The sequence below is a fragment of the Halorubrum trapanicum genome, from assembly GCF_002355655.1.
Lineage (GTDB): Archaea > Halobacteriota > Halobacteria > Halobacteriales > Haloferacaceae > Halorubrum > Halorubrum trapanicum_A.
Genome location: NZ_AP017569.1, coordinates 2,770,325 through 2,790,149, shown reverse-complemented (window position 1 = coordinate 2,790,149; position 19,825 = coordinate 2,770,325). Strand labels below are relative to the sequence as shown.

Sequence of the window (19,825 nt, the reverse complement as noted above, 5' to 3'; positions counted from 1 at the left end):
TCGGCGGCCCGCGAACTCAGCTCTTCAACCGCAGTGGCTGCTTCTCCCCGTAGGTGAGCGTCCGCCACACCCACTCGACGGGACCGAACCGGAAGTAGCGCAGCCAGAGCACCGAGAGGACTATCTGGACCGCCCAGATCGCGACGACGATCCCCATCGCTTCGACCCGGCTGACGTAGCCGAACAGCCCGAGCCCGTGCCCGTAGAAGATCGTCGTCGCGATCACCGTCTGGAGCAGGTAGTTCGTGAACGCGGTCCGGCCGACCGCGGCGAGCGCGCGGGTGATGACGCCCTCGCCGCGCCACCGGACGAACAGGGTGATCAGTCCGACGTAGCCGCCGGCGACGAGGAGGCTCCCGACGTAGTTGAACTGCCGCCAGTACAGCGCGGCGCCCGCGCTCCAGTCGTTCGCCTCGATGTACGCGACGCCGGCGACGACGATTCCGACGCCGACGGCGCCGCCCGCGACGAGCCGACGGTAGAACGCGGTCGACCGCTCCCCGGTCAGCACGCCCCGCTTGTACAGCGCCATGCCGAGGAGCATGACGCCGCCGACCCGCCAGAAGCTCGACCCGATGAAGCCGGACGTCTGCCGCTGGAACGAGGAGTCGACGCGGTGGCTCATCTGGTCGAGCCAGCCGCCGCGGTAGGTGGCCACCTCCTGTCGGATCGCGGCCTCCGCGGGCATCCACTGGCCGGCGAGCGCCTCGCCGCCGATCGAGATCGCCGCGAACAGCTCGACCGCGGGGATAAAGAGCAGGAAGACTCCGGCCAGCCCGGCGAGCCGACGCGCGTCGAGGTCGCGGACGAACAGCAGGAAGATCCCGGTGAGCCCGTACGTGACGAGGATATCCCCGTACCACAGCAGGTAGGCGTGGAGGAGGCCGATCGCGATCAGCACCGCGGTCCGCCGGAGGTGGAGGCGGACGGCGTCTTGCCCCTTCTCCTCCTTGCTCTCGATGAACATGAGAACGCCCGCGCCGAACAGCGCCGAGAAGATCGTGATGAACTTCGACTGCGCGAACACGTGGCCGACGAACCACGTCCAGTAGTCGAGCCCGGTGAAGTCGCCGTAGACGTTCGGGTTGAGCAGGGTCTGCTCCGGCATCGAGAAGACGCGGATGTTGATGACGAGGATGCCGAGCAGCGCGAACCCACGGAGCGCGTCGAGGCTGGTGATACGTTCGGAGGGCGGCGTGGGGCCGGGATCGCTGGTCACGAGTTGTCCGCGGAAACGGCCCCCAGCACCGAATAGGTTCCCATCGCGGCGGGCGTCACCGACGGTCGGGGCGTCGTCGCTGACAGATTCTCACCTGTAACAGTCGATCGATGACCGGTGCTTCCCGATCGATACCGGGAGTGAGTGTTGTACGTCGTGAGTGAGGCCGTTTATAAGGGGAGTTGGAGTGTTGTTGTCGGCTATTTATAAGTGACTGACGCTGCTGCGGTGAGTACCTCCAAAGCCCCAGTCGCGGGGCGGACGCACGCTCGCTGTGCTCCTCGCTCAGTCGCTGGCGCTCCTTCGCTGCGGTGCTTACGTCGTCATCAGAACGCTCCGCGTTCTGATTGGCTCACGAGAGCTCTGCTCTCGTGAACGCCTGCGTCCGCCTCGCGACTGCCCCTTTGAGTCCCGCCCCAGACAGCCCCGCACGGCACCTCACACCTCCCCAGCCTCGCCGCTCACGCCCTGCGGGCGTTCGCGGCGTCCCTCGCGGGCTGGCTCGCGGCCGCCAATGGCGGCCGCTCGCAGGCGCGCCGACCGCAGCCTGATTTATAAGCGGTTGTCGCCGTCGCTCTCGGTCATTTAAATACTACCTCGCGGCCGCCGATCTGCGATACCCACTCCCGCTATCGCTCATCCCTTCCTCTATATTGAACGGAACTGGGGCCGAATATGGTTCTTGTAGAGGGTTTCAACGGGGCCGCTCAGTCCAGCCGGACCGCCGCGCCGGTCTCCGAGGACCGGTAGATGGCGTCGATGACGCGCTGGACGCGTAACCCCTCCTCGACGGTGTTGATCGCGGGCGCCTCGCCCGCGGCGACCGCTTCGAGGAAGGTCGCCTGCTCGGCGGCGTGGGCGTCGCCCTCGCGCGTCTCGACCGTCGCGTCCGTGAGGTGGTGGCCCCCGCCGACGCCAGCCTCGTGGATGGTGAGGTCGTCGCTGCCGCGGTCGAACGTCGCGCCCGCCTCGGTGCCGCGAACGACGAACTCGTCCGTTGCCGGGCGGTTCGTCGCCCACGCGACCTCCAGCGACACCGTGGAGCCGTCGGCGCCGCGGATGAACGCCGACGCGGAGTCGTCGACGTCGAACCCCTCCGGACCGTTGTCGTCGCCCCACATGTGGACGTACGCGTAGTCGTCGCGGCCGCCGAACTCCGAGCGCGTCTCGCCGGAGACCTCGACGACCTCGGGATGGTCGAGGAAGTAGAGGGCTAGGTCGATCGCGTGGACGCCGATGTCGATGAGCGAGCCGCCGCCGGCGACGTCCGCCGACGTGAACCACGAGCCGCGGCCGGGAACCCCGCGCCGGCGCACGTAGTTCGCCTCGACGTGGGTCGTCTCGCCGAACCGCCCCTCGTCTTGGTAGTGTTTGATCACCCGAACGGGCTCCGCGAACCGGTTGTTGAACCCGACCATACAGAACCCCTCGGCGGCGCGGGCGGCCTCGGCGATGCGCTCGGCGCTCTCGAGCGTGTGCGCCAGCGGCTTCTCCAAGAGCACGTCGAGGCCCGCTTCCAGCGCCGTGGTCGCGTACTCCTCGTGGAAGCGGTTCGGCGTGGTAATAAGCACGGCATCGCACGCCTCGTAGAGGGCCGCTTCCTCCTCGTAGGCGGGGAGGTCGAACTCCTCGTGGAACCGCGCGCGGGCGTCCGCGTCGATGTCCATCCCGCCGACGAGGTTCGCGCCGCGTTCGACCAGCTTCGTCGCGTGGTGGGACCCGATACCGCCGAGGCCGACGATCCCGACGGCGACGTCGTTCGGATGCGTCATGGACGGGATTCACAACGAGAGTTGTTAAGGCTCACGTCCCGTCGCGCGCGCCGCGAAAGCGACAGTTCGACCCGCCGGCACGACCGGATCACGCGGCCGGGAAGGCGATGACGGCGGCGATCGCGCCGTCGACGACCGCCGTCGCGCCGTCGGTCATCGCAGGTGACAGCGAGTCGACGACGTCGAAGAGGTCACCGAGCGCGCCCGCGTTCTCGGCCAGCCCGTCGCGCGCGTCGAGGAGCGCCCGGAACCGCTCGGGCTCGCGGGCGATCACGAACCGACCGACGGACGCGCCCGTGACGAGGAACGCAAGGGCGGCGAGCGCGCGCGATATCGCGAGCAGCTTCAAGAGGACGGGGAGCGCCAACGCCACCGCGAGCGCGGCGACGACTCCGGTCACGACCTCGCCGAGGGATCCGCCGTCGGCGAGGTCGACGACGCCCGCTCCGGAGAGCAGGACGAACCCGCCGACGAGGAGCGCCAGCGAGCCCCACATGAACGCCGCCAGCAGGCGGACGGGACCGTCGTAGCCCCTTCCGGGATCGTCCGGGACATCGTCGTGAACCCACGGGTTTCTCATACGCCAACTCGGGAGCCGGCGCCCATATAGATCGCTTCAGATGTCGGAAACGCCCGGCGTGAAACCGAGTGGCTACTCGCCCGGTCGCGCCCCGGTCATCCACTCGCTCGCCTGCGGCTCGTTCGGGTCGGTGACGACCTCGACGAGCGCGGGCCCGTCCCGAGTCCGAGCGCGCTCGACGGCGTCGCCGACGGCGTCGCGCTCGCGGACGCGCTCGGCCGGCAGGCCCATGCCCGACGCGACCGCGACGAGGTCGAGCCCGGTCTCCGCCCAGCCGTAGGCGCCCTCGGAGAACTCGTACGATCGCGACGCCTCCTCGCTGATGATCGCGTAGTCGTCGTTGTTGAGCGCGACGACGGTGACGTCTATCCCCTCGCTCGCAAGCGTGTGAAGTTCGTGAACGCACATCATCAGCCCCCCGTCGCCGGTGAGCGCTACCACGTCGCGGTCCGGGTTCGCCAGCTTGGCGCCGATCGCGGACGGGACGCCGGTGCCCATCGTCGCCCACGAGCCCGGGTTGACGTACGAGCGCGGCCCGGACGCGGGGAACGAGACGAGCGTCCACAGCCGGAACCCGCCCGCGTCGGCGGTCACGACCGCCTCGTCGGGGACCGCGTCGCGCACCGCCGAGAGGACTTCGACCGAGCGGAGCGGGTCGTCGGGACCGCGGCCCTCGGAGAGCGCCGCGAACCGGCCGCGGTCGGCCGCGCGGACCGCCTCGGCGCGCTCGGCGCCGTCGCGGTCGCGAGGCGGCGTGCGCTCGTCGGCGAATTCCTCGTCGAGCGCGCGGAGGAAGCGGTCGGCGTCGGCGACGACGCCGAGGTCGGTCTCGTAGCCGAACCCCACGTCGTCGCCGTCGAGCGTGACGTGGACCAGCGTATCGGGCATCGAGACGGACCACGAGGCGGTCGCGACCGCGTCGAGATCGGAGCCGACGACGAGGCCGACGTCGGCGCCCGCGAGGAGGTCGCGGAGCTCCGCGCTCGCGCCGCCACAGAGGACGCCGGCCGACAGCGGGTGCGACTCCGGGAGCGTCCCCTTCCCCTTGTACGTCGTCGCGACGGGCACGTCGAACGACTCGGCGACCGCCCGGAGCGCGTCGCTCGCGCCCGACCGCCTGACGCCGCCGCCGGCGAGGACGACGGGCGCCGTCGCGTCGGTCAAGAGGTCGGCGGCCTCTGCGACCGCCTCCGCGGGCGGAGCCGGCGGTGGCGAGGGGCCGCGGTCGCCCACCGCCGGCTGGGGCGTGCGGCCCGCGAGGACGTCCTTCGGGATCCCGACGCGGACCGGGCCCTGCGGGTGTTCGCGGGCGGTCCGGATCGCCTCGGCGACCGCGGGGACCGCGCCCGCGGGCGAGTCCACGAGGACGTTCTCCTTGACGACCGTGTCGTACGTCTCCGGGGGCGTCTCGTGGATGCCGTCGCCGCCGCGCACTGAGCGCTCCGTCTCGACGGCGAGGTGGAGGAGAGGGACGCAGTCGTTCAGGGCGTTCTTCAGCCCGTTCATCGCGTTCGTGTCGCCCGGGCCGGGGACGACGCAGGTGGCGGCCATCGCGCCCGGCGCGCTCGTCTCGGCGTACCCCCACGCCTGATGGGGGACGGCGGTCTCGTGGCGGGCGACGACGAACCGCGCGTCGCGGTCGGCGAGCGCCCGGTTCAGCGGGAGGGTCTGCTTTCCGGGGATGCCGAAGACGGTGTCGACGCCGCGGTCGAGCATGGCGTCGACGACCGCCTCCGCGACGGTCGGGGGCTCGGCGTCCCTGTCGGCGGCGGGCGAAGGCTCGTCGGCGTCCATGTCGCGAAGTCGCCGGAGCGGGTGTTGAAAGCTTCGCCCGCCGACGGTCCGCGAGCGATCGCGCGGACCCGCCCCGGGCCGGGAGGGAACGCCTCGGAGAAACCGTGACGACCGAGTCACATGTGCACTTATCCTCGCGTGCGCTGTCGTATGGTATGTATGCGCTTACCAGAAACGCGCGACCTGTTCGCGAGGAAGCTGGAGTTTCCGGCGCCCCGGGACGAGGTGATTGAGACGGTCGGTGACACGGAGCTGTCGCCGCCGGACGGAGAGTCAACGACGATCCGGGCGGTCATCGACCGATCGGACGTCGAGACGTTCGACTCCGCGGACGCCCTCTACGACACGCTGATGATACTCGTCGGCGCACAGTTCATCGGCCGCCGGTACTACGACGACCGCGGCGGGACCCCGGGGGGCGAGGAGAACGAGGTGAGCTTCTGATGTCCGTCACGCTCGTGTCGGGAGTCAACGGCGTCGGCCTCTCCAGCGTCTGCCAGGCGGTCCGACGCGGACTCGGAGACGGGTACAAGCTGATCAACTTCGGTGACGTGATGCTCGAACAGGCGGCGGCGATGGGCATCACGACCGAGCGGGCCCGACTCGGCACGCTCTCGCAGACCGAAACGCGTCGCCTCCAGCGTCGCGCGGGCGAGTTCGTCGCCGAGGAGGCGGAGACGACGAACGTGATCCTCTCGACGCACCTCGCGGTCGAAACGCGGACCGGCTACGTCCAGGGGTTACCGGTCGAAGTGCTCCAAGACGTCTCGCCTGACGCGTTCGTCCTCGTGGAGGCGGAGCCGGCGACGATCCTCGAACGGCGACGAGAGAGCGACCGCGACCTCAACGGGGTCACCGAACGCCGGATCGACTTCGAGCAGGACCTCAACCGGTCCGCGGCGCTCCAGTACGCGAGGGACCAGAACGCACCCGTTCGGTTCGTCGAGAACGAGGGGGAGATCGAGGAGGCGGCCGAGCACCTCGCGGACTCGATCTGACCCGCCGATTCGGTTCGACTCGCTCCGGAGGCCGAGGGGGTCGGGTCGCGGGGAGCGAGTCGCGGGCTACTCCGCGATATTCGTCTCGCGGACGCGGACGCCCTTCCGGCCGAGGTGGCGCATCTGCCGCTGCGCGAACTCCTCCTCGCTGGAGCCCCGGGTCGCGAGGACGTAGACGAGCGCGGAGCCGGTCGGCCGCATCGTCCGGCCGGCGCGCTGCGACCCCTGTCGCCGGGAGCCGCCGAGGCCGCTCGCGACGACCGCGAGCTCGGCGTTCGGGAGGTCGATCCCCTCGTCGCCGACGCGGGAGACGACGAGGACGTCGAGGCCGTCGTCGGTGCCAGCAGTGTCGGCGGTGCCACCGTCCTCCGCGCGGAACCGCCGGAACAGCTCCGCGCGCTCGTGGTGCGGCGTCTCCCCGCTGATGAACGGGGCGCCGAGCGCGTCGGCGATCGCCTCGCCCTGATCGAGGTACTCGACGAAGACGAGCGCCTTCTTGTCGCGGTGGGCGGCCAGCAGGTATCGGATCTCCTCTATCTTCGCGGGGTTCTCGGCCGCGAGGCGTCTGCGCTCCCGGCCGTCCGCGGCGGCGTACTCGCTCTGCGCCAGCTCGTCGCGCCACGGCACGTAGCGGATCTCGACCTCGGGCTCCTGGACGAAGCCGGCCTCGAACAACGCGTCCCAGTCGGCGCCGATGGGCTGGCCGATCAGGGTGTATATCTCCTCCTCGCTGCCGGTCTCGCTGACGGGCGTCGCCGAGAGGCCGAGCCGGTGTTTGCTCTGGAGCTCGGCGGTCCGGGAGTAGACGGGGGCGCTGACGTGGTGGGCCTCGTCGAAGCAGATCAGCCCCCACTCGCGGGAGTCGAAGAGGCTCCGGTGGCGGTCCATCCCCGCGATCTGGTAGGTCGCGATCGTCACCGGGCGGATCTCCTTGGTCCCGCCGTGGTAGAGCCCGATGTCGGCGGGATCGACCGTGGAGTGGTCGAGCAACTCCTCGCGCCACTGGTCGGCGAGTTCGCGCGAGGGCACGAGGATGAGGGTCTCTCCGCCGACCGCGGCGATCGTCGCGATCGCGGCGACGGTCTTGCCGGAGCCGGGCGGGCCGACGTACACGCCCGACTTGCGGTCGAGGAACTCATCGACCCAGGTCGCCTGGTAGTCGCGGAGGTCGGTGGTGAGTTCGATCTCGACCGGATCGCCGGTCTCGAGGTCGCGGTCGTCCTCGACGGGATAGCCCGCGTCGTAGAGCGCGCGCTTCACCGCGGCGACGGCGTCCTCGTTGACCCACGCCTCGGTGTCCGAGATGGGCGCGCGGAGGTGGTCGTCGTCGAGGTGCTGGTCCGCGACGTTTCCCATCAGGTTCTCCGAGGCGGCCTCGAGGACCACGTAGCCGTCGGCGTGGGTGTACAGCCGGAAGCGGTGCGCGCGACGCCACTGGTCGCGCACCCAGTCTTCGAGGTGTTCGAAGCGGCGCGGGAGCACGGAGCGCAGCGCGTCGACGACCGCGTCGGCGTCGTCGAACGGCGCGGCCCACACGTCCTCCTGCCGGATCCGGTAGAGGTAGCCGCGCGTGCCGGGCTCCGTGCCGGTGGTGTCGACGAGGTTCGCGAACTGCGAGAGCCGCGCGCGGGTGTACTGAGTGGGGCGGTCGACGACGATCTCGCGGCGCTTCGGGAAGACCACGACGCGCTCGCGGCTCGCTAACGCGCCCCAGTCGCGCGGGTAGAAGACGACGGGGTCGGCCTCGACGTCGAGCCGGTCCACGTCGCCGCGGTCGACGAGCGCGCCGAGGGCGTCGCGGGCCGCGGCCTGCGTCGTTCCGAGTCGGCGGGCCACCTCGCTCGCGGTCGCGACCGGGCGCTCCTCGGCTTCGAGCGCCTCGTGGAAGCGGTCTAAGGAGAGGTTGTCGTCATGATCATTTCCGGCGTCGTCGCCGGTGTCGTCGGTCATCGTCGCCGCTTCGGCCGCGAGGCGGAAAGGGGTAGCGTCACCGGGCCGACCGTCGACCGCGTCCGACACGGTCGGCCCCGCCCGGCACGGCCGGTCCCGTCCGGCGCGGTCGGCCGTCTCCGACACAAAACATATACGGCGGATTCCGAAAACGTCCGGCCCCATGCTTGACGCTGAATTCGAAGTGTGTACCGAGTGCGGCAACCTTCACATGGAAGGCGGGGCCGGTCCCCGTGACGTCGCGGAGTGCGCGGTGTGCGGCGGCCGCGTGAGCGACGTCGAACTCGACGACATCATCGGGTTGTAGGCGGATCCGACTCCGACCGAGTCGACGACGCCGCCGAGACGGCGATGAGTTGAACGATTTATAAATAACTGGGACAGCGCGGGTTCGCTCGTCCGACAGGGGGCCGAGTAGCCGTATCGTCACCGAACTCGCGGGCCCGGCTCCGGTAGTTCAGCCACTATTTATAAGTAACCGCTCTCGCCGCGGAGAGCACTCCAAAGCCCCAGCCGCTCAGTGATAAATATCTACTATTAGATCGACGGACGACACTTCCAAAGCCCCAGCCGCGAGGGCTCGGTGCGCTCGCTGCGGTCCTCGTCGTTCGCTTCGCTCACTCCTGCGGTCCTTGCGTCGCGCGCCTTCGCCCTCGCGGCAGCGTGGCGCTACGCGCCACGGGCAGCCGGCGGCTTCGCCGCCGGCGACTGCCCCTTTGAGTCCCACCCGACCACCCCGCACCGCAGCCTCACACCTCCCCAGCCTCGTCGCTGGCGGCTGGCGCCGCCAGCGACTCCCTCGCGCGTGCTGGCTCGCGGCCTAGCGGCCGCTCGCAGGCACGCGCCACCGCACTAAGGTGGCTCCTGAGAATCAACTTCGCCGTTCGGCTATCGTTAATAAATAACGTCGCCGGCTACCGACCCGGGGACCGCTGTCGACACCGCCGCGAGGTGATCCCCTCCTTCGAGCGGAACCGACAGCCGCAGTCGGTACAGCGCACGAACGGTTCGCCCGGCTCGGTCTCGAGGCGGTGCTCGCCGACCTCGAACGGGCGGGTGACGGTCCGGGGCCGGATCCGGTCGGGGATCGGCGTCGACGCCGACTCGCTCAGGGCGGCGCGCACGGCGATGGTGTCGACGTCGACGCCGTCCCACCGCGAGGCTTCGAGGGCGGCCTCGCGGTCCGCGACCTCGGTCCAGCCGGTGACGACGACCGGGGAGTTCGTCTCCGTGTCGCCCACGACCACGACGAAGCGGACGCCGCCCTCGACGAGGGCGAACCGCCAGCCGTCGGTGCTGTTCCAGCGGAGCTGTCCCTCACGGATCGCGTCGCTCACGCTGCGCGTCGAGACGTACCGACCGGGCTGTTCGAGCCGCTCGCGGAAGTGGTCGGTGAGCGCGTAAAGCGAAGGGTCGCGCACGGGCGGGTCCTCCGGCGTCCGGGCGGCGGCCTCCCCGCCGCGCGGCGAATCGACCGACCGATACTCCCGGCTTCGGCCGGTCCGGTCGGATCGGCCGGCGCGAGCGCGGCGGCGCGCCGGCGACTCCGGCGGCGACCGAGACCGTACGTCGTCCTCTCGGCTCGCGGCGGCGGTCGTGGAAGCGGTCCGACGCTCCGTCGATCCGGGCCCGAGGGGCTCCGCGTCCCCCGACCCGCCCTGTCGGGATGCCACTACGACACCGTATCGAGCGCGCTCTTAAGTGTGTTACGGCGGCACAGGGCCGTCGGCCGTCGGTCTGCGCCCGGCGGCCCGAGTCCCTACTCGTGACCGGAGACGCGGACCGGCTCGTACGGCTCTTCGAGCCACTCGACGTCGGAGTCGGAGAGGTCGACGTCGAGCGCCTCGACGGCGTCTTCGAGGTGTTCGACGCTGGAGGTGCCGACGATGGGCGCGTCGACGACGTCCTTGCCGGCCACCCACCGGAGCGCGATCTGCGCCATCTTCACGCCCTTCTCGTCGGCGAGCTCCTCGACGCGGCGGTTGATCTCCTCGCCGCCGCCCTCGCGGTAGGGCCGGCCGAGTTCGGTCTCGTGTTCCCCGCGCGTGGTCGCGTCGTCCTGTTCGTACGGTCGCGCGAGGTACCCCGCGCCGACGGGGCTCCACGGGATCATTCCCACATCTTTCTTTTGACAGAGCGGGACCATCTCCCGCTCCTCCTCGCGGTACGCGAGGTTGTAGAGGTTCTGCATCGTGACGAACCGTTCGTACCCCTCGCGCTCGCTCGTGTGAAGCGCCTCCGCGAACTGGTGGGCCCACATCGAGGAGGCGCCGATATAGCGCACGTCGCCGCGCCGCACCGCGTCGTCGAGCGTCGCGAGCGTCTCCTCGATCGGCGTGTCGTAATCCCAGCGGTGGATCTGGTACAGGTCGATCGTGTCCATCCCGAGCCGGTCGAGCGAGTTCGACAGCTCCTGTTCGATCGCCTTCCGGGAGAGCCCGCCAGAGTTGGGGTTCGACTCGTCCATCTCGCCGTACACCTTCGTGGCGACGACGAACTCGTCGCGGTCGTACTCGCCGAGGACGTCGCCGAGGATCTCCTCGCTCTCCCCGTTCGAGTAGACGTTCGCGGTGTCGAAGAACGTGATCCCGAGTTCGATCGCGCGCTCGATCAGCTCGCGGCCCTCCTCCTCGTCGAGCATCCAGTCGTGGCCGCTCCCGAAGCTCATACAGCCCAGCGCGAGTCCGCTCACGGTCGTCCCGGTCCCGCCCAGCGTCGTGTACTCCATGACCGATTGGGCGCCCGCCCGTCGCATAAAACGTCGTGTCTCACGGGAGCGACTCGCACGCCTCGCCGTCGCCGTCGGCGTCGAGGTCGTGCGGGTCGCCCGGCGACCGGTCGAGGACCGCGTTCGCCTCCGCCCGCGTGTCGAAGTCGCCGCAGTCGTAGTCGCCGTCCTCGGGGAGCGGCGGGAGGTCCTCGTCGTCGACCTCGCTCGGCTCGGTGGGGTAGTCGGACTCGTCGAACGCCCAGAGCCCCGCCCCGCGCTCCATCGCGTCCGCCTCGGCCGCTGCGTACGCGTCGCGCAGCGCGAACTCGGTGTCGTACAGCCGCGCGTACCCCTCGGTCAGCAGGCGCTCGTTGAAGTCCTCGCCGTCGACGTACAGCACCGCGAGGAGGCGCCCGTAGCCCCCGCGACGGTCGCCGCCGGTGACGACCGTGACTTCCTCGCCGGCGAGCTCCGACTCCGCGAACGCCGACGCCTCAAGGCCCCACGCCCGGAGGTGCGCCCGGCCGGCGTCCGTCTCCGGGATCCCCTCGAACTCGCCGGGCGAGGTCGACTCCGCGCTCGTCTCGGGCGTGTCGACGCCGAGCAGCCGGACGGTGTCGACCTCGCCGTTCGGGAACTCGACCTCCATCGTGTCGCCGTCGACGACGCGCACGACGGTGCCGGTCCAGGCGGTGTCGTCCGGGTCGTTGGGGTCGATGCCGTCGGGATTGTCGGGCGGGGAATTGAGGTCGGCGGGCGGCGATTCGGAGCCGACGTCCGGGACCGGCGCGCCGGCGCAACCGGCGAGCACGACGAGGAGGACGACGGCGATCGGCCGCCAGCGAACGCTCATACCCACCCGTCGCCGGGAGCCGTGAAAAGTCGGGTGGTGGCGGCCTTACCCTCACGCTCGGCCGCGATCGAGCGGTTTCGCTGTTACTTTTCAGCGCCTAATATTCTCGGTTCTGTTGTGACCCACTTCTAGAGTTACAGTTCATTCAATCCCTAATGATGTCTCGTCGGGTTCTGATTGAGTAAATATCCACATAGCTCCTGAAGCAAACAGTCCCACATAACTCATCAGCGCAGCGCTTAGCCCGTATGTGATGAGTTCACCACCAGAAATTGGGAGTTGATAGTAGCCACCAGTCTGAAAAACACCGACGAGCGTCACAGCGGTCCCTAATATTGCGGCAAGTATGGATACAGCTGCTGTTTGGACATGTGTCTGACTTCGCCATTTGGAAAGCGTCATCTCAGACGACTTCGGTTCAACCTCAACATCTGGTGGAATAGGCCAGCTTGACTCAGGACGATCGAGCCAGTAAATCTTCCCGTTGTTGACCTCTTGAAGCTGTAGTACGTCCCTCTCATTCAGTTCTTTTAGTCGAGCCCGTACAGTGTCATCACTAACCGATCCTCCGAGGGCAGCGTGCATCTGAGAAACATTATAGAACGGTCGGTCACCAAATTCAAACTCCTCAGCAACTCGTTTCTGTGTCAGGTCTTTATTGTAATTTGGTTCCTCAATTCTGGAGGAGATCCAATCTGGTAATTCATCCTGTTCACTCTCCATAGAGCAAAAACAGCACGGGAGGTCAAAACTTTCCTCCCATTCTACATTCGTCGAAGTAGGTTCCCGAATTGTAGAACCGGATTCTTCGTTTGTCGAACTAAGGAGTTTCAGCCTGTTATAACGGCTCTTACGCCGTTGTAGGTGTTGATGCATTCCAACAGCATCAACATGAGCAGACGAAAGGTGATTAGTGATGACAATTAGTGCCGAAGCACTACTGGGGTGTCTGGTATTCGTCCTCTTCAGCGTGCTATGGATTTACTTCCGTGGTCTGTCTCCGACAGGATTTTCGGCACAAGCGAACCTCGTAGCATTCCTGTCGGCTTCAATCGCTGGTGTCGCGGTTTACGTCAACGCAAAATAATACTGGACAGCATACACCACATTCAAACTCTATTTATTCACTCACTTGAGATCAGATAGTTCTTTAATTGCTCAATTTCTTGCTATAATTCTTCAATTTCTCTTTAGAGCGCCTGTTGCTCCAGTTCGGCCTCGATGTACAGCGAGAGGTCCATCCCTCGCCGCGGTGACGCCGGCTCCAGGTACTCAGCGGCGCCAGCATTGGCGCCCATCATCCCCATTACTTCGCCGAACGCCTGTTCCGCCTCCGGTCGGAGCATCCGCCGGAATCCTCCAGTTCCTTCGCGCGCTGCTCAACAATCATCTGCTGCGTCCTACTTGGCGGCACACGTGGACGAAGCGGGTGTTTAAATAAAGACATAAGCCATGGGCGCTGAGTAAAAGTGAAACAGGTCTCTCCAATCCGCCTATCGCGAGGATCTGCGAGAATTGGTCGCCGCGCTCGACGATCGTGGGATCTTCCGTCCCGGTGAACGTGAAGCGTGGGAGGAGGGGATCGAGGAGGCCGACGACATGAGCGAGCTGATGACGACCGGTGAGGCGCTACACGCGGCGATGGTCGATCGGGAGGGCGTCGACGAGGTCGTTAGCGAGCATACCGAGGAGCGGACGCAGGCGTTTGTTTAGAGATTGTTAGTTATCGCTGTCTTTGGGCTCCTCGTCTTCGCCTTTGTCCTCGGCTTCGTCTTCTGAAGCCTTCCGAATGATTCTGGAAAGATCTGGTCCCTCGAATTCCATGTTGAATACCTCTTCTGTGTCTGCATCATCAAACGGATTCGCTGTGGTTTCAGGCTCCGAGTCGTCTGTTTCGTCGGATTCAGTCATATTATATATACTAGTATGAGTGTAGACAACATAAGTGTCACGCCAACAATACTAGTGTAGATGGCAGCATCCAAATAAGTAGCCATTCTTCCATTTCTCTGCTTGGCGGTTTTAATACTCTCAAGGTACATATCCAATGCCCTACTAAGATAATCGTGCTCATGATGAGAGCCTTCTGCTGCTATATTTAACATCTCAGATCCCACCCCTAATTCAGCAGACCGCCGTTTTTGCATCGCAAAACCCCAACCAGTAGATACAGAGAGAAAAAGTGTTGATAAAAAAAGGAGAGTCAAAGGTATAAGACGAATACTCACCAGTGCTCCACTAGTGGTTAATGCGGATAGTACGATTGTGGTGATGATCAAATTAATACGTACTACTCTCCACCCTTTCTGCTCAAGTATTGAAATCGACTGGTAAAGCTCTCCAAGTGTATCTCTGGCGTCTTCTAAGGCTCGACGGTATGTTCTTATCTCACTAGGTGTAGAAGGACCATCCTGCTCAGACATGTTTGGATAGCAATTGCTACGCGAATGTATTGTGAGTAACCATATAATAGTGAGTCAAAATTCAACAGAGCCGATTAGATTATGTACCAAGCAACCTTGTCATGATTTCAAAAACTTTGAATTACATCAGGGTCCAGCGTGATTTTCTAACTCTCTTATAATTGGGAACACGGCACGCTTCCACACCTGATCGAGCGGCGTCGAATACGGAGTCATGTGCTCGATCACGTCGTCGAGCGCGACCAGCAGACCGATGAACGCGAAGCCCGCACCCGTCGCCGGGTAGTACGGCCAGATCGACGCGAAACCGAACAGCGACAGCGCCACGCCGACGTAGAAGTGGTGCGGCGCCAGCGCGTCCCCGTCCGACTGCTCCTCGGGTACATCCTCCTCGTCACTGTTGCGACGGGAACTCATCTTCTACCCCCGTCCACTTCGAAATTCGCACGACGGCGTCGGGGAGCGTTACGAAGCTTGTTGAACTCCGATTTTTTCGGGCGTCTTCTGAAAACGCGGCCTAACGGCTCACGTCTTCTACGCTCGGAAATCGCCGGTTCCGGGTTCCACCCGGAATCGACGGAAATGTTAGATCCGCCCTCCCCGAATTGAACGGGGGACAAGTCGATCTACAGTCGACTGCTCTACCAAGCTGAGCTAAGGGCGGTTACCGAAACATAGCCGCTGGATTCGACTTAAGGGTTCCCTTTCAGAACCGGTGTGATCCGCTGTACCGCGCCCCCGATCGCCGGACTCGAACGCCGCTCGCGTCGCGACCGGACCGCCTCGCCGCGCGGCAGTTAAGTCGCTCGCGGCGGGAGCGGGGACATGGCCGACGGCGACGACAGACAGGCGACGTTCGGGTCGGACGGGAGCCTCGAAACCGAGACGACGCCGGACGCGACGGGCGAGAACGACTTCGGCGAGGAGAAGGCGGCCAACGAGACCGACGGCGGGTACAGCCGCTACGTCGTCTCCAGCCTCCTCCAGAAGGCGGTCCGGCGCTCCGACGAAGAGATCGCGGCGTGGGCGGCCTGGGAGCTGGCCCGCTCCGGGTACGCCTGGAACCTCTGGGACCGGCTGAACCTCTACGTCGTCGAGGACCTCCGCGCGGGCGACGAGATCGCGCTCCTGATCGAGCGCTACGAGGAGCTCGCCACCGAGCGCTGGGAGCCGGACGCGTGGAAGGGCCGCCTCTGTGCGGTCCACGCCGCGCTCGCGGCGGCCCGCGCCCGCTCGACCCGCGAGGCGTCGAACGCGGACGCGTACTTCTCCGCCGTCGCCGAGGTCCGGGCCGAGGCCCGCGAGCGCGGCGAGGAACCCGCCCACGACTTCCCGGTCGGGGACCTCGAACCGGAGGAGACGTTCGACGCCGTCTTCGACGGCCACACCGGGGAGGGGTCGAAGCGCGGGCGCGGCACCCGCTTCTTCAAGACCCACGGGGCGCGCGTCGGCCCGGAGGGCGAAGACGAGCGGAGCGCGCGCTGGCAGCGCCTCGCGATGATCCTCGACGAGGACGTCGAGTACGACGCCGCCGAACTCGACCGGGCCGTCGAGCCGGTCGACCCCGACGACCCGTGGGGGGAGGCGAACGGCCGCGAGGAAGGCGACGTCGACGGGGGCGGCGACAGCTCCGAAAGCGACGACGACTCCGGAGACGACGGTGCCGGTTCGCTCACCGACTTCACCGAGTGACCGCGCTCGGGCCCGCGCTCCGTGCCCTCCGTCGGCGGTGGCGGCCGCATCGGCCGGGTTCCGTCGATCCCCGCTTCCGCCAACCCTTATGAGCCGGGCCGCGTACACGCGGCTATGACAGACGTCGCAATCGTCGGCGGTGGACCCGCCGGACTGAGCGCGGGACTGTTCGCGAGCAAGAACGGCCTCGACACCGTCCTCTTCGACACGGACGGGACGTGGATGCACAAGGCGCACCTGTTCAACTACCTCGGCGTGGGCTCCGTCGGCGGCAGCGAGTTCCTGGCGACCGCGCGCCAGCAGGTCGACGACTTCGGCGTCGACCGCCACCAAGGCGAGGAGGTCACCGCCGTCGAAGAGGCCGGCGACGGCTTCGCCGTGACGACCGAGGAGGGCGAGTACGACGCCGACTACGTCGTCCTCGCGACGGGCGCGAACCGCGACCTCGCGGAGGAGCTGGGCTGCGAGTTCGACGACGACGACACCGTCAGCGTCGGCGTCTCGATGGAGACCAGCGTCGAGGGCGTCTACGCGACCGGCGCGATGGCCCGCGCCGAGGAGTGGCAGGCGGTCATCTCCGCGGGCGACGGCGCCGCCGCCGCGCTCAACATCCTCTCGAACGAGAAGGGCGAGCACTACCACGACTTCGACGTGCCCGACACCGCAGCCTCCGTGTTCGGCGACCTGATCGACGACGAGTAACTCCCCGTCCGTACTTCGATATTTTCCCCGACGACCCATCCCGATCAGCGGCGCGACAGGCGACGGCGGACCGCTCGGAGGCCGCGGCGCACCCGCCGCCCGACCCCCATCGCGGCGAACGCCCCGCCGACGAACCAGTCGGTCGGGATCCGGTCGGGGAAGGTCAGCGGGCCGACCCGCGAGACGCCGACCGTCCGCGACTCCGCGTACCGCTGAATCCCCTCCGGTCCGTGTCGGCGCCCGAGCCCGGAGTCGCCGAACCCGCCCATCGGCGCGTCGTTTGCGCCCCACGTCGCGAGGAACGCGTCGTTGACGTTCACCGTGCCGCAGTCGATCTCGCGGGCGAGCTCGGCGCCCCGCTCGCGGTCCGCGGTCCAGACGCTCGCGTTGAGGCCGTACGGAGAGTCGTTGGCCGCGTCGACCGCGGCCGCCGCGTCCGGGACCGGCGTCACCGCGGCGACGGGGCCGAACGTCTCCTCACAGGCGAGCGTCGCGTCCGGGTCGACGCCGGTCAAGATCGTCGGCTCGTAGCAGTACGGCGCGACGTCGGCCCGGGCGCGGCCGCCGATCTCGACGGTCGCGCCGCGCTCGCGGGCGTCGTCGACGTGCGACTCGACGCGCGCGAGCTGGTCGGCGTCGACGAGCGAGCCGAGGTCGGCGTCGTAGTCGTAGCCGACCCCGAGCGTCAGCGCCTCGGTCTCGCGGACGAACGCGTCAAGGAACGCGTCGTACGCGGACTCGACGACGTAGATCCGCTCGGCGGAGAGACAGAGCTGGCCGGTGTTCGAGAAGCAGGCCTGGACCGCGCCGCGGGCGACCTCGTCGACGTCGGCGTCCCCGCACACGACGAGCGGGTTGTTGCCGCCGAGCTCCAGCGAGCAGCCGATCAGGTTCCGGCCCGCGCGCTCCGCGATGCTCCGCCCGACCGCCGTGCTGCCGGTGAACGCGACGTAGTCGACCGCGTCGATCAGCGGCGGGCCGACGGTCGGTCCCTCGCCGGTGACGACCTGAAAGAGGCCGTCGGGGAGGCCGGCGAGCTCCAGCAGTTCGGAGAGTAGCAGGGCCCCGTACGGCGTCTTCTCGTCCGGCTTGAGGACGACCGCGTTGCCCGCGGCCAGCGCTGGGATCGCGTCGGCCATCGACAGGGTCAGCGGGTAGTTCCACGGCGAGATCACGCCGACGACGCCGACCGGCTCGTACGTGACCGTCGCGGCCGCGATCCCGGGTGCGACGCCGCGGCGGCGCTCCTCGGCGAGCGCGTCGGGCGCCTCGCCCGCGACGTACGCGCAGCCGCTCGGCACGTCGAACAGCTCCTCGACCGCGGTGCGGCGGGACTTCCCGGTCTCGACCTGGAGGACGTCGAGCAGCTCCTCCCGGCGGTCCGCGACGAGGTCGCCGAACCGCTCGACGATCCGCGCGCGCTCCGCCGCGGGCGTCTCGGCCCACGCCGCCTGTGCGTCCCGAGCGCGCTCGACCGCGGCCGCCACGTCGTCCGCGCCGCAGGCCGGCACGCTCCCGATCCGCTCGTCGGTCGCCGGGGCGAACACGTCGATCGCGTCGGGGTCGCCGCTCGGGCCGTCGCCGTCGTCGCCGTCGTCCGCTGGCCGCGCTCGCGCCGCGCGGTCGGCGAGGCCGTCGAGTCGTCGCGCCGCGAGCGTCGGCGCGTCGCCGACAGCGGTGGGGGGGTCCGTCGAGGACATCAGATACCGGAGGGACGGCCGGCGGAGGGAAAGCCGTACCGGCGGCGGAGAGTGAATTCAGGCGGTTAGTGGCCGGTCAGTCCGGCGAGTCATCGCTCCCGTCGACTGACTCGGCCGCCGCCGCGACGCCCCCCGACGCCGCGCCGCCTTCCGAGAGCATGTCGATGGCTTCGAGCAGCAGCGAGACGACGAGCGGGCCGACGATGACGCCGACGGCGCCGAGCGTGAGGATGCCGCCGACGAACCCGACGAAGTAGAGCCCGGGAGCGATCTTCCCGGTCCGACCGGCGAGACGGGTCCGGATCACCGCGTCGGGCACGAAGGCGACGACGACGAGCCCGATAGCCAGCACGGCGACCGCCCGCGCGGTCTCACCGACGAGAAAGTCGCCGACGCCGAGCGCGACGACGAGGACGCTCGGGCCGACGACGGGGACGAACTGGAGGACGCCCGCGATAACGGCCAACAGGACCGGCGAGCCGTACCCCAGCGCCCGGAACACCGCGAGCGCGAGGACGAACGTGCCCGCCGCGGTCGCGGCCTGAAGCACGTAGATCGAGTACAGCGTCTCCCGCGTCCGCCTGTGGAGTCGAGTCGGAATGTCGTGGTACTCGGCCGGGACGACGCCGAAGACGGCCGTTCCGACCGCGCCGGGGCGATAGAGGATACCGTACACGAGGAACGTGAACACGACGAGTTCCAAGACGAGCACCGGCGCCGCGCCCGCGACCGCGATCGCGACCCCGCGGATCCACGTCTCGGCTGCCGCGACGAACGGCGCGATCTCGACGACCGTCTCGAAGCCGCCGACGCTGATCGGGACCACGTCCGGGATCCCCTCGAGGATCGCGATCAGCTCCGAGCGGCGCCGGTACAGCGCGTACAGCAGCGGCGCCACGAGGAGCGTCGCGCCGACGAACGCCACCGCGGTGGCGGCGGCGCACGCGATCCGACGCGAGAGGCCGCGGCCGACGAGCCGCTGCCGGAGCGGGAACAGGACGTACGCGACGGTGACCGCGAACACGACCGTCCGCAGCACCTCCGCCAGCACGGCCGCCGCGAGCGTCGCCAGCGCGACGAGCAGCACCGCCAGCAGCCGTTGCCGGGTGAGAACCATGTGCTCGGGTCACAACCGGCGAGGAAAGTCGTTGCGGTGACCGCGGCGATCGCGAGCCGGTATATAAATGTCCGCGACCGGCGGCGACGATGGCTTATAAAGGACAATGCGGTCGGCGCGTGCCTCCGAGTGGCCGCCGGAGGCGGCCGCGAAGAGCACGCGCGAGGGAGCGGCGACCGGAGCGAAGCGGAGGGAGCCGCGAGGCTGGGGAGGTGTGAGGTGCGGTGCTGTGCGGTGCGGGGCGGGACTCAAAGGGGCAGCCGCGAGACCACAGTAGGCGACGTAAGCACCGCAGCGAGCGGAGTGAGCGAGGAG

Annotated in this window: 21 protein-coding genes and 1 tRNA gene; 6 read left to right on the top strand and 16 right to left on the bottom strand. The window is 67.9% G+C overall.

Features of this window, described 5'->3' with window-relative positions:
* Positions 1-16: 16 nt before the first annotated feature.
* The 4 genes from CPZ01_RS13610 to CPZ01_RS13595 all read right to left on the bottom strand — a co-directional run bounded on the left by CPZ01_RS13610 (position 17) and on the right by CPZ01_RS13595 (position 5,365).
* Entirely contained in the window at positions 17-1,219 is a 1,203-nt protein-coding gene (locus CPZ01_RS13610; protein WP_096395966.1) for a DUF418 domain-containing protein, read from the bottom strand.
* Positions 1,220-1,926: 707 nt separating this feature from the next.
* Positions 1,927-2,991: a Gfo/Idh/MocA family protein gene (locus CPZ01_RS13605; protein ID WP_096395964.1), complete on the bottom strand. Its 1,065-nt coding sequence runs from the start codon at positions 2,989-2,991 to the stop codon at positions 1,927-1,929.
* A gap of 88 nt (positions 2,992-3,079) precedes the next feature.
* Entirely contained in the window at positions 3,080-3,571 is a 492-nt protein-coding gene (locus tag CPZ01_RS13600; protein WP_096395962.1) for a hypothetical protein, read from the bottom strand.
* A gap of 72 nt (positions 3,572-3,643) precedes the next feature.
* Positions 3,644-5,365 carry a thiamine pyrophosphate-binding protein gene (locus CPZ01_RS13595; RefSeq protein WP_096395960.1) on the bottom strand — a complete coding sequence of 574 codons (1,722 nt, stop codon included), beginning with the start codon at positions 5,363-5,365 and terminating at the stop codon, positions 3,644-3,646.
* Positions 5,366-5,524: 159 nt separating this feature from the next.
* Between CPZ01_RS13595 and CPZ01_RS13590 the strand changes: the two genes are divergently transcribed.
* Both CPZ01_RS13590 and CPZ01_RS13585 read left to right on the top strand, forming a co-directional pair.
* A complete protein-coding gene (locus tag CPZ01_RS13590; RefSeq protein WP_096395958.1) occupies positions 5,525-5,809 on the top strand; it encodes a DUF5789 family protein in 285 nt (94 codons plus the stop codon).
* A complete protein-coding gene (locus tag CPZ01_RS13585; protein WP_096395956.1) occupies positions 5,809-6,363 on the top strand; it encodes an adenylate kinase in 555 nt (184 codons plus the stop codon). The genes CPZ01_RS13590 and CPZ01_RS13585 overlap by 1 nt, the downstream gene beginning before the upstream one ends.
* A 66-nt stretch (positions 6,364-6,429) precedes the next feature.
* Here the strand turns inward: CPZ01_RS13585 and CPZ01_RS13580 are convergent, their stop codons facing one another.
* Positions 6,430-8,313: a DEAD/DEAH box helicase family protein gene (locus CPZ01_RS13580; RefSeq protein ID WP_096396294.1), complete on the bottom strand. Its 1,884-nt coding sequence runs from the start codon at positions 8,311-8,313 to the stop codon at positions 6,430-6,432.
* A gap of 163 nt (positions 8,314-8,476) precedes the next feature.
* Here CPZ01_RS13580 and CPZ01_RS15510 point away from each other — a divergent pair, with 163 nt between their 5' ends.
* On the top strand, positions 8,477-8,620 hold the full coding sequence (locus tag CPZ01_RS15510) for a hypothetical protein (protein WP_004598452.1): 144 nt from the start codon (positions 8,477-8,479) through the stop codon (positions 8,618-8,620).
* 607 nt (positions 8,621-9,227) lie between these two features.
* On the opposite strand, the gene CPZ01_RS13575 is transcribed toward CPZ01_RS15510, so the two are convergent.
* From CPZ01_RS13575 to CPZ01_RS13555, 5 genes are all read right to left on the bottom strand, one after another.
* Entirely contained in the window at positions 9,228-9,986 is a 759-nt protein-coding gene (locus CPZ01_RS13575; RefSeq protein WP_096395954.1) for a hypothetical protein, read from the bottom strand.
* Between the two features lie 86 nt (positions 9,987-10,072).
* Positions 10,073-11,041 carry an aldo/keto reductase gene (locus CPZ01_RS13570; protein WP_096395952.1) on the bottom strand — a complete coding sequence of 323 codons (969 nt, stop codon included), beginning with the start codon at positions 11,039-11,041 and terminating at the stop codon, positions 10,073-10,075.
* Positions 11,042-11,081: 40 nt separating this feature from the next.
* On the bottom strand, positions 11,082-11,876 hold the full coding sequence (locus CPZ01_RS13565; RefSeq protein ID WP_096395950.1) for a thermonuclease family protein: 795 nt from the start codon (positions 11,874-11,876) through the stop codon (positions 11,082-11,084).
* 141 nt (positions 11,877-12,017) lie between these two features.
* The gene (locus CPZ01_RS13560; RefSeq protein WP_096395948.1) at positions 12,018-12,599 is read right to left on the bottom strand and encodes a hypothetical protein; all 582 of its coding nucleotides are present in this window, start codon (positions 12,597-12,599) and stop codon (positions 12,018-12,020) included.
* Between the two features lie 467 nt (positions 12,600-13,066).
* Complete coding sequence (locus CPZ01_RS13555) at positions 13,067-13,222, bottom strand: hypothetical protein (RefSeq protein ID WP_231899182.1); 156 nt, start codon at positions 13,220-13,222, stop codon at positions 13,067-13,069.
* Positions 13,223-13,391: 169 nt separating this feature from the next.
* Between CPZ01_RS13555 and CPZ01_RS13550 the strand changes: the two genes are divergently transcribed.
* The gene (locus tag CPZ01_RS13550; RefSeq protein ID WP_231899181.1) at positions 13,392-13,589 is read left to right on the top strand and encodes a hypothetical protein; all 198 of its coding nucleotides are present in this window, start codon (positions 13,392-13,394) and stop codon (positions 13,587-13,589) included.
* A 6-nt stretch (positions 13,590-13,595) separates the two neighbouring features.
* Here CPZ01_RS13550 and CPZ01_RS15120 read toward each other — a convergent pair whose 3' ends face one another.
* The 4 genes from CPZ01_RS15120 to CPZ01_RS13540 all read right to left on the bottom strand — a co-directional run bounded on the left by CPZ01_RS15120 (position 13,596) and on the right by CPZ01_RS13540 (position 14,963).
* A complete protein-coding gene (locus CPZ01_RS15120) occupies positions 13,596-13,787 on the bottom strand; it encodes a hypothetical protein (RefSeq protein ID WP_157745999.1) in 192 nt (63 codons plus the stop codon).
* Positions 13,784-14,299 carry a hypothetical protein gene (locus CPZ01_RS15115; RefSeq protein WP_157745997.1) on the bottom strand — a complete coding sequence of 172 codons (516 nt, stop codon included), beginning with the start codon at positions 14,297-14,299 and terminating at the stop codon, positions 13,784-13,786. The genes CPZ01_RS15120 and CPZ01_RS15115 overlap by 4 nt, the downstream gene beginning before the upstream one ends.
* 126 nt (positions 14,300-14,425) lie before the next feature.
* Positions 14,426-14,716, bottom strand: a complete 291-nt coding sequence (locus CPZ01_RS13545) for a hypothetical protein (protein WP_172863975.1) — start codon at positions 14,714-14,716, stop codon at positions 14,426-14,428.
* 173 nt (positions 14,717-14,889) lie between these two features.
* Positions 14,890-14,963, bottom strand: a tRNA-Tyr gene (locus CPZ01_RS13540).
* Between the two features lie 161 nt (positions 14,964-15,124).
* On the opposite strand from CPZ01_RS13540, the gene CPZ01_RS13535 reads away from it, so the two are divergent.
* Together CPZ01_RS13535 and CPZ01_RS13530 are read left to right on the top strand one after the other, a co-directional pair.
* Entirely contained in the window at positions 15,125-15,991 is an 867-nt protein-coding gene (locus tag CPZ01_RS13535; RefSeq protein ID WP_096395943.1) for a hypothetical protein, read from the top strand.
* 114 nt (positions 15,992-16,105) lie between these two features.
* A complete protein-coding gene (locus CPZ01_RS13530; RefSeq protein WP_096395941.1) occupies positions 16,106-16,693 on the top strand; it encodes an NAD(P)/FAD-dependent oxidoreductase in 588 nt (195 codons plus the stop codon).
* Between the two features lie 44 nt (positions 16,694-16,737).
* Here CPZ01_RS13530 and CPZ01_RS13525 read toward each other — a convergent pair whose 3' ends face one another.
* Positions 16,738-18,393 (bottom strand): succinic semialdehyde dehydrogenase, encoded by a 1,656-nt coding sequence (locus CPZ01_RS13525; RefSeq protein ID WP_096395939.1) that lies wholly within the window; start codon positions 18,391-18,393, stop codon positions 16,738-16,740.
* A gap of 76 nt (positions 18,394-18,469) precedes the next feature.
* Positions 18,470-19,510 carry an AI-2E family transporter gene (locus tag CPZ01_RS13520; protein WP_096395936.1) on the bottom strand — a complete coding sequence of 347 codons (1,041 nt, stop codon included), beginning with the start codon at positions 19,508-19,510 and terminating at the stop codon, positions 18,470-18,472.
* Positions 19,511-19,825 lie beyond the last annotated feature (315 nt).

Excerpts from the sequence above, each read along its gene's own strand:
- CPZ01_RS13520 (WP_096395936.1), bottom strand. The coding sequence starts at position 19,510 with ATGGTTCTCACCCGGCAACGGCTGCTGGCGGTGCTGCTCGTCGCGCTG.
- CPZ01_RS13600 (WP_096395962.1), bottom strand. The coding sequence starts at position 3,571 with ATGAGAAACCCGTGGGTTCACGACGATGTCCCGGACGATCCCGGAAGG.
- CPZ01_RS13535 (WP_096395943.1), top strand. The coding sequence starts at position 15,125 with ATGGCCGACGGCGACGACAGACAGGCGACGTTCGGGTCGGACGGGAGC.
- CPZ01_RS15510 (WP_004598452.1), top strand. The coding sequence starts at position 8,477 with ATGCTTGACGCTGAATTCGAAGTGTGTACCGAGTGCGGCAACCTTCAC.
- CPZ01_RS13580 (WP_096396294.1), bottom strand. The coding sequence starts at position 8,313 with ATGACCGACGACACCGGCGACGACGCCGGAAATGATCATGACGACAAC.
- CPZ01_RS13585 (WP_096395956.1), top strand. The coding sequence starts at position 5,809 with ATGTCCGTCACGCTCGTGTCGGGAGTCAACGGCGTCGGCCTCTCCAGC.
- CPZ01_RS15120 (WP_157745999.1), bottom strand. The coding sequence starts at position 13,787 with ATGACTGAATCCGACGAAACAGACGACTCGGAGCCTGAAACCACAGCG.
- CPZ01_RS13530 (WP_096395941.1), top strand. The coding sequence starts at position 16,106 with ATGACAGACGTCGCAATCGTCGGCGGTGGACCCGCCGGACTGAGCGCG.
- CPZ01_RS13545 (WP_172863975.1), bottom strand. The coding sequence starts at position 14,716 with ATGAGTTCCCGTCGCAACAGTGACGAGGAGGATGTACCCGAGGAGCAG.
- CPZ01_RS13590 (WP_096395958.1), top strand. The coding sequence starts at position 5,525 with ATGCGCTTACCAGAAACGCGCGACCTGTTCGCGAGGAAGCTGGAGTTT.
- CPZ01_RS13555 (WP_231899182.1), bottom strand. The coding sequence starts at position 13,222 with ATGCTCCGACCGGAGGCGGAACAGGCGTTCGGCGAAGTAATGGGGATG.
- CPZ01_RS13525 (WP_096395939.1), bottom strand. The coding sequence starts at position 18,393 with ATGTCCTCGACGGACCCCCCCACCGCTGTCGGCGACGCGCCGACGCTC.
- CPZ01_RS13565 (WP_096395950.1), bottom strand. The coding sequence starts at position 11,876 with ATGAGCGTTCGCTGGCGGCCGATCGCCGTCGTCCTCCTCGTCGTGCTC.
- CPZ01_RS13595 (WP_096395960.1), bottom strand. The coding sequence starts at position 5,365 with ATGGACGCCGACGAGCCTTCGCCCGCCGCCGACAGGGACGCCGAGCCC.
- CPZ01_RS13560 (WP_096395948.1), bottom strand. The coding sequence starts at position 12,599 with ATGGAGAGTGAACAGGATGAATTACCAGATTGGATCTCCTCCAGAATT.
- CPZ01_RS13570 (WP_096395952.1), bottom strand. The coding sequence starts at position 11,041 with ATGGAGTACACGACGCTGGGCGGGACCGGGACGACCGTGAGCGGACTC.
- CPZ01_RS13605 (WP_096395964.1), bottom strand. The coding sequence starts at position 2,991 with ATGACGCATCCGAACGACGTCGCCGTCGGGATCGTCGGCCTCGGCGGT.
- CPZ01_RS15115 (WP_157745997.1), bottom strand. The coding sequence starts at position 14,299 with ATGTCTGAGCAGGATGGTCCTTCTACACCTAGTGAGATAAGAACATAC.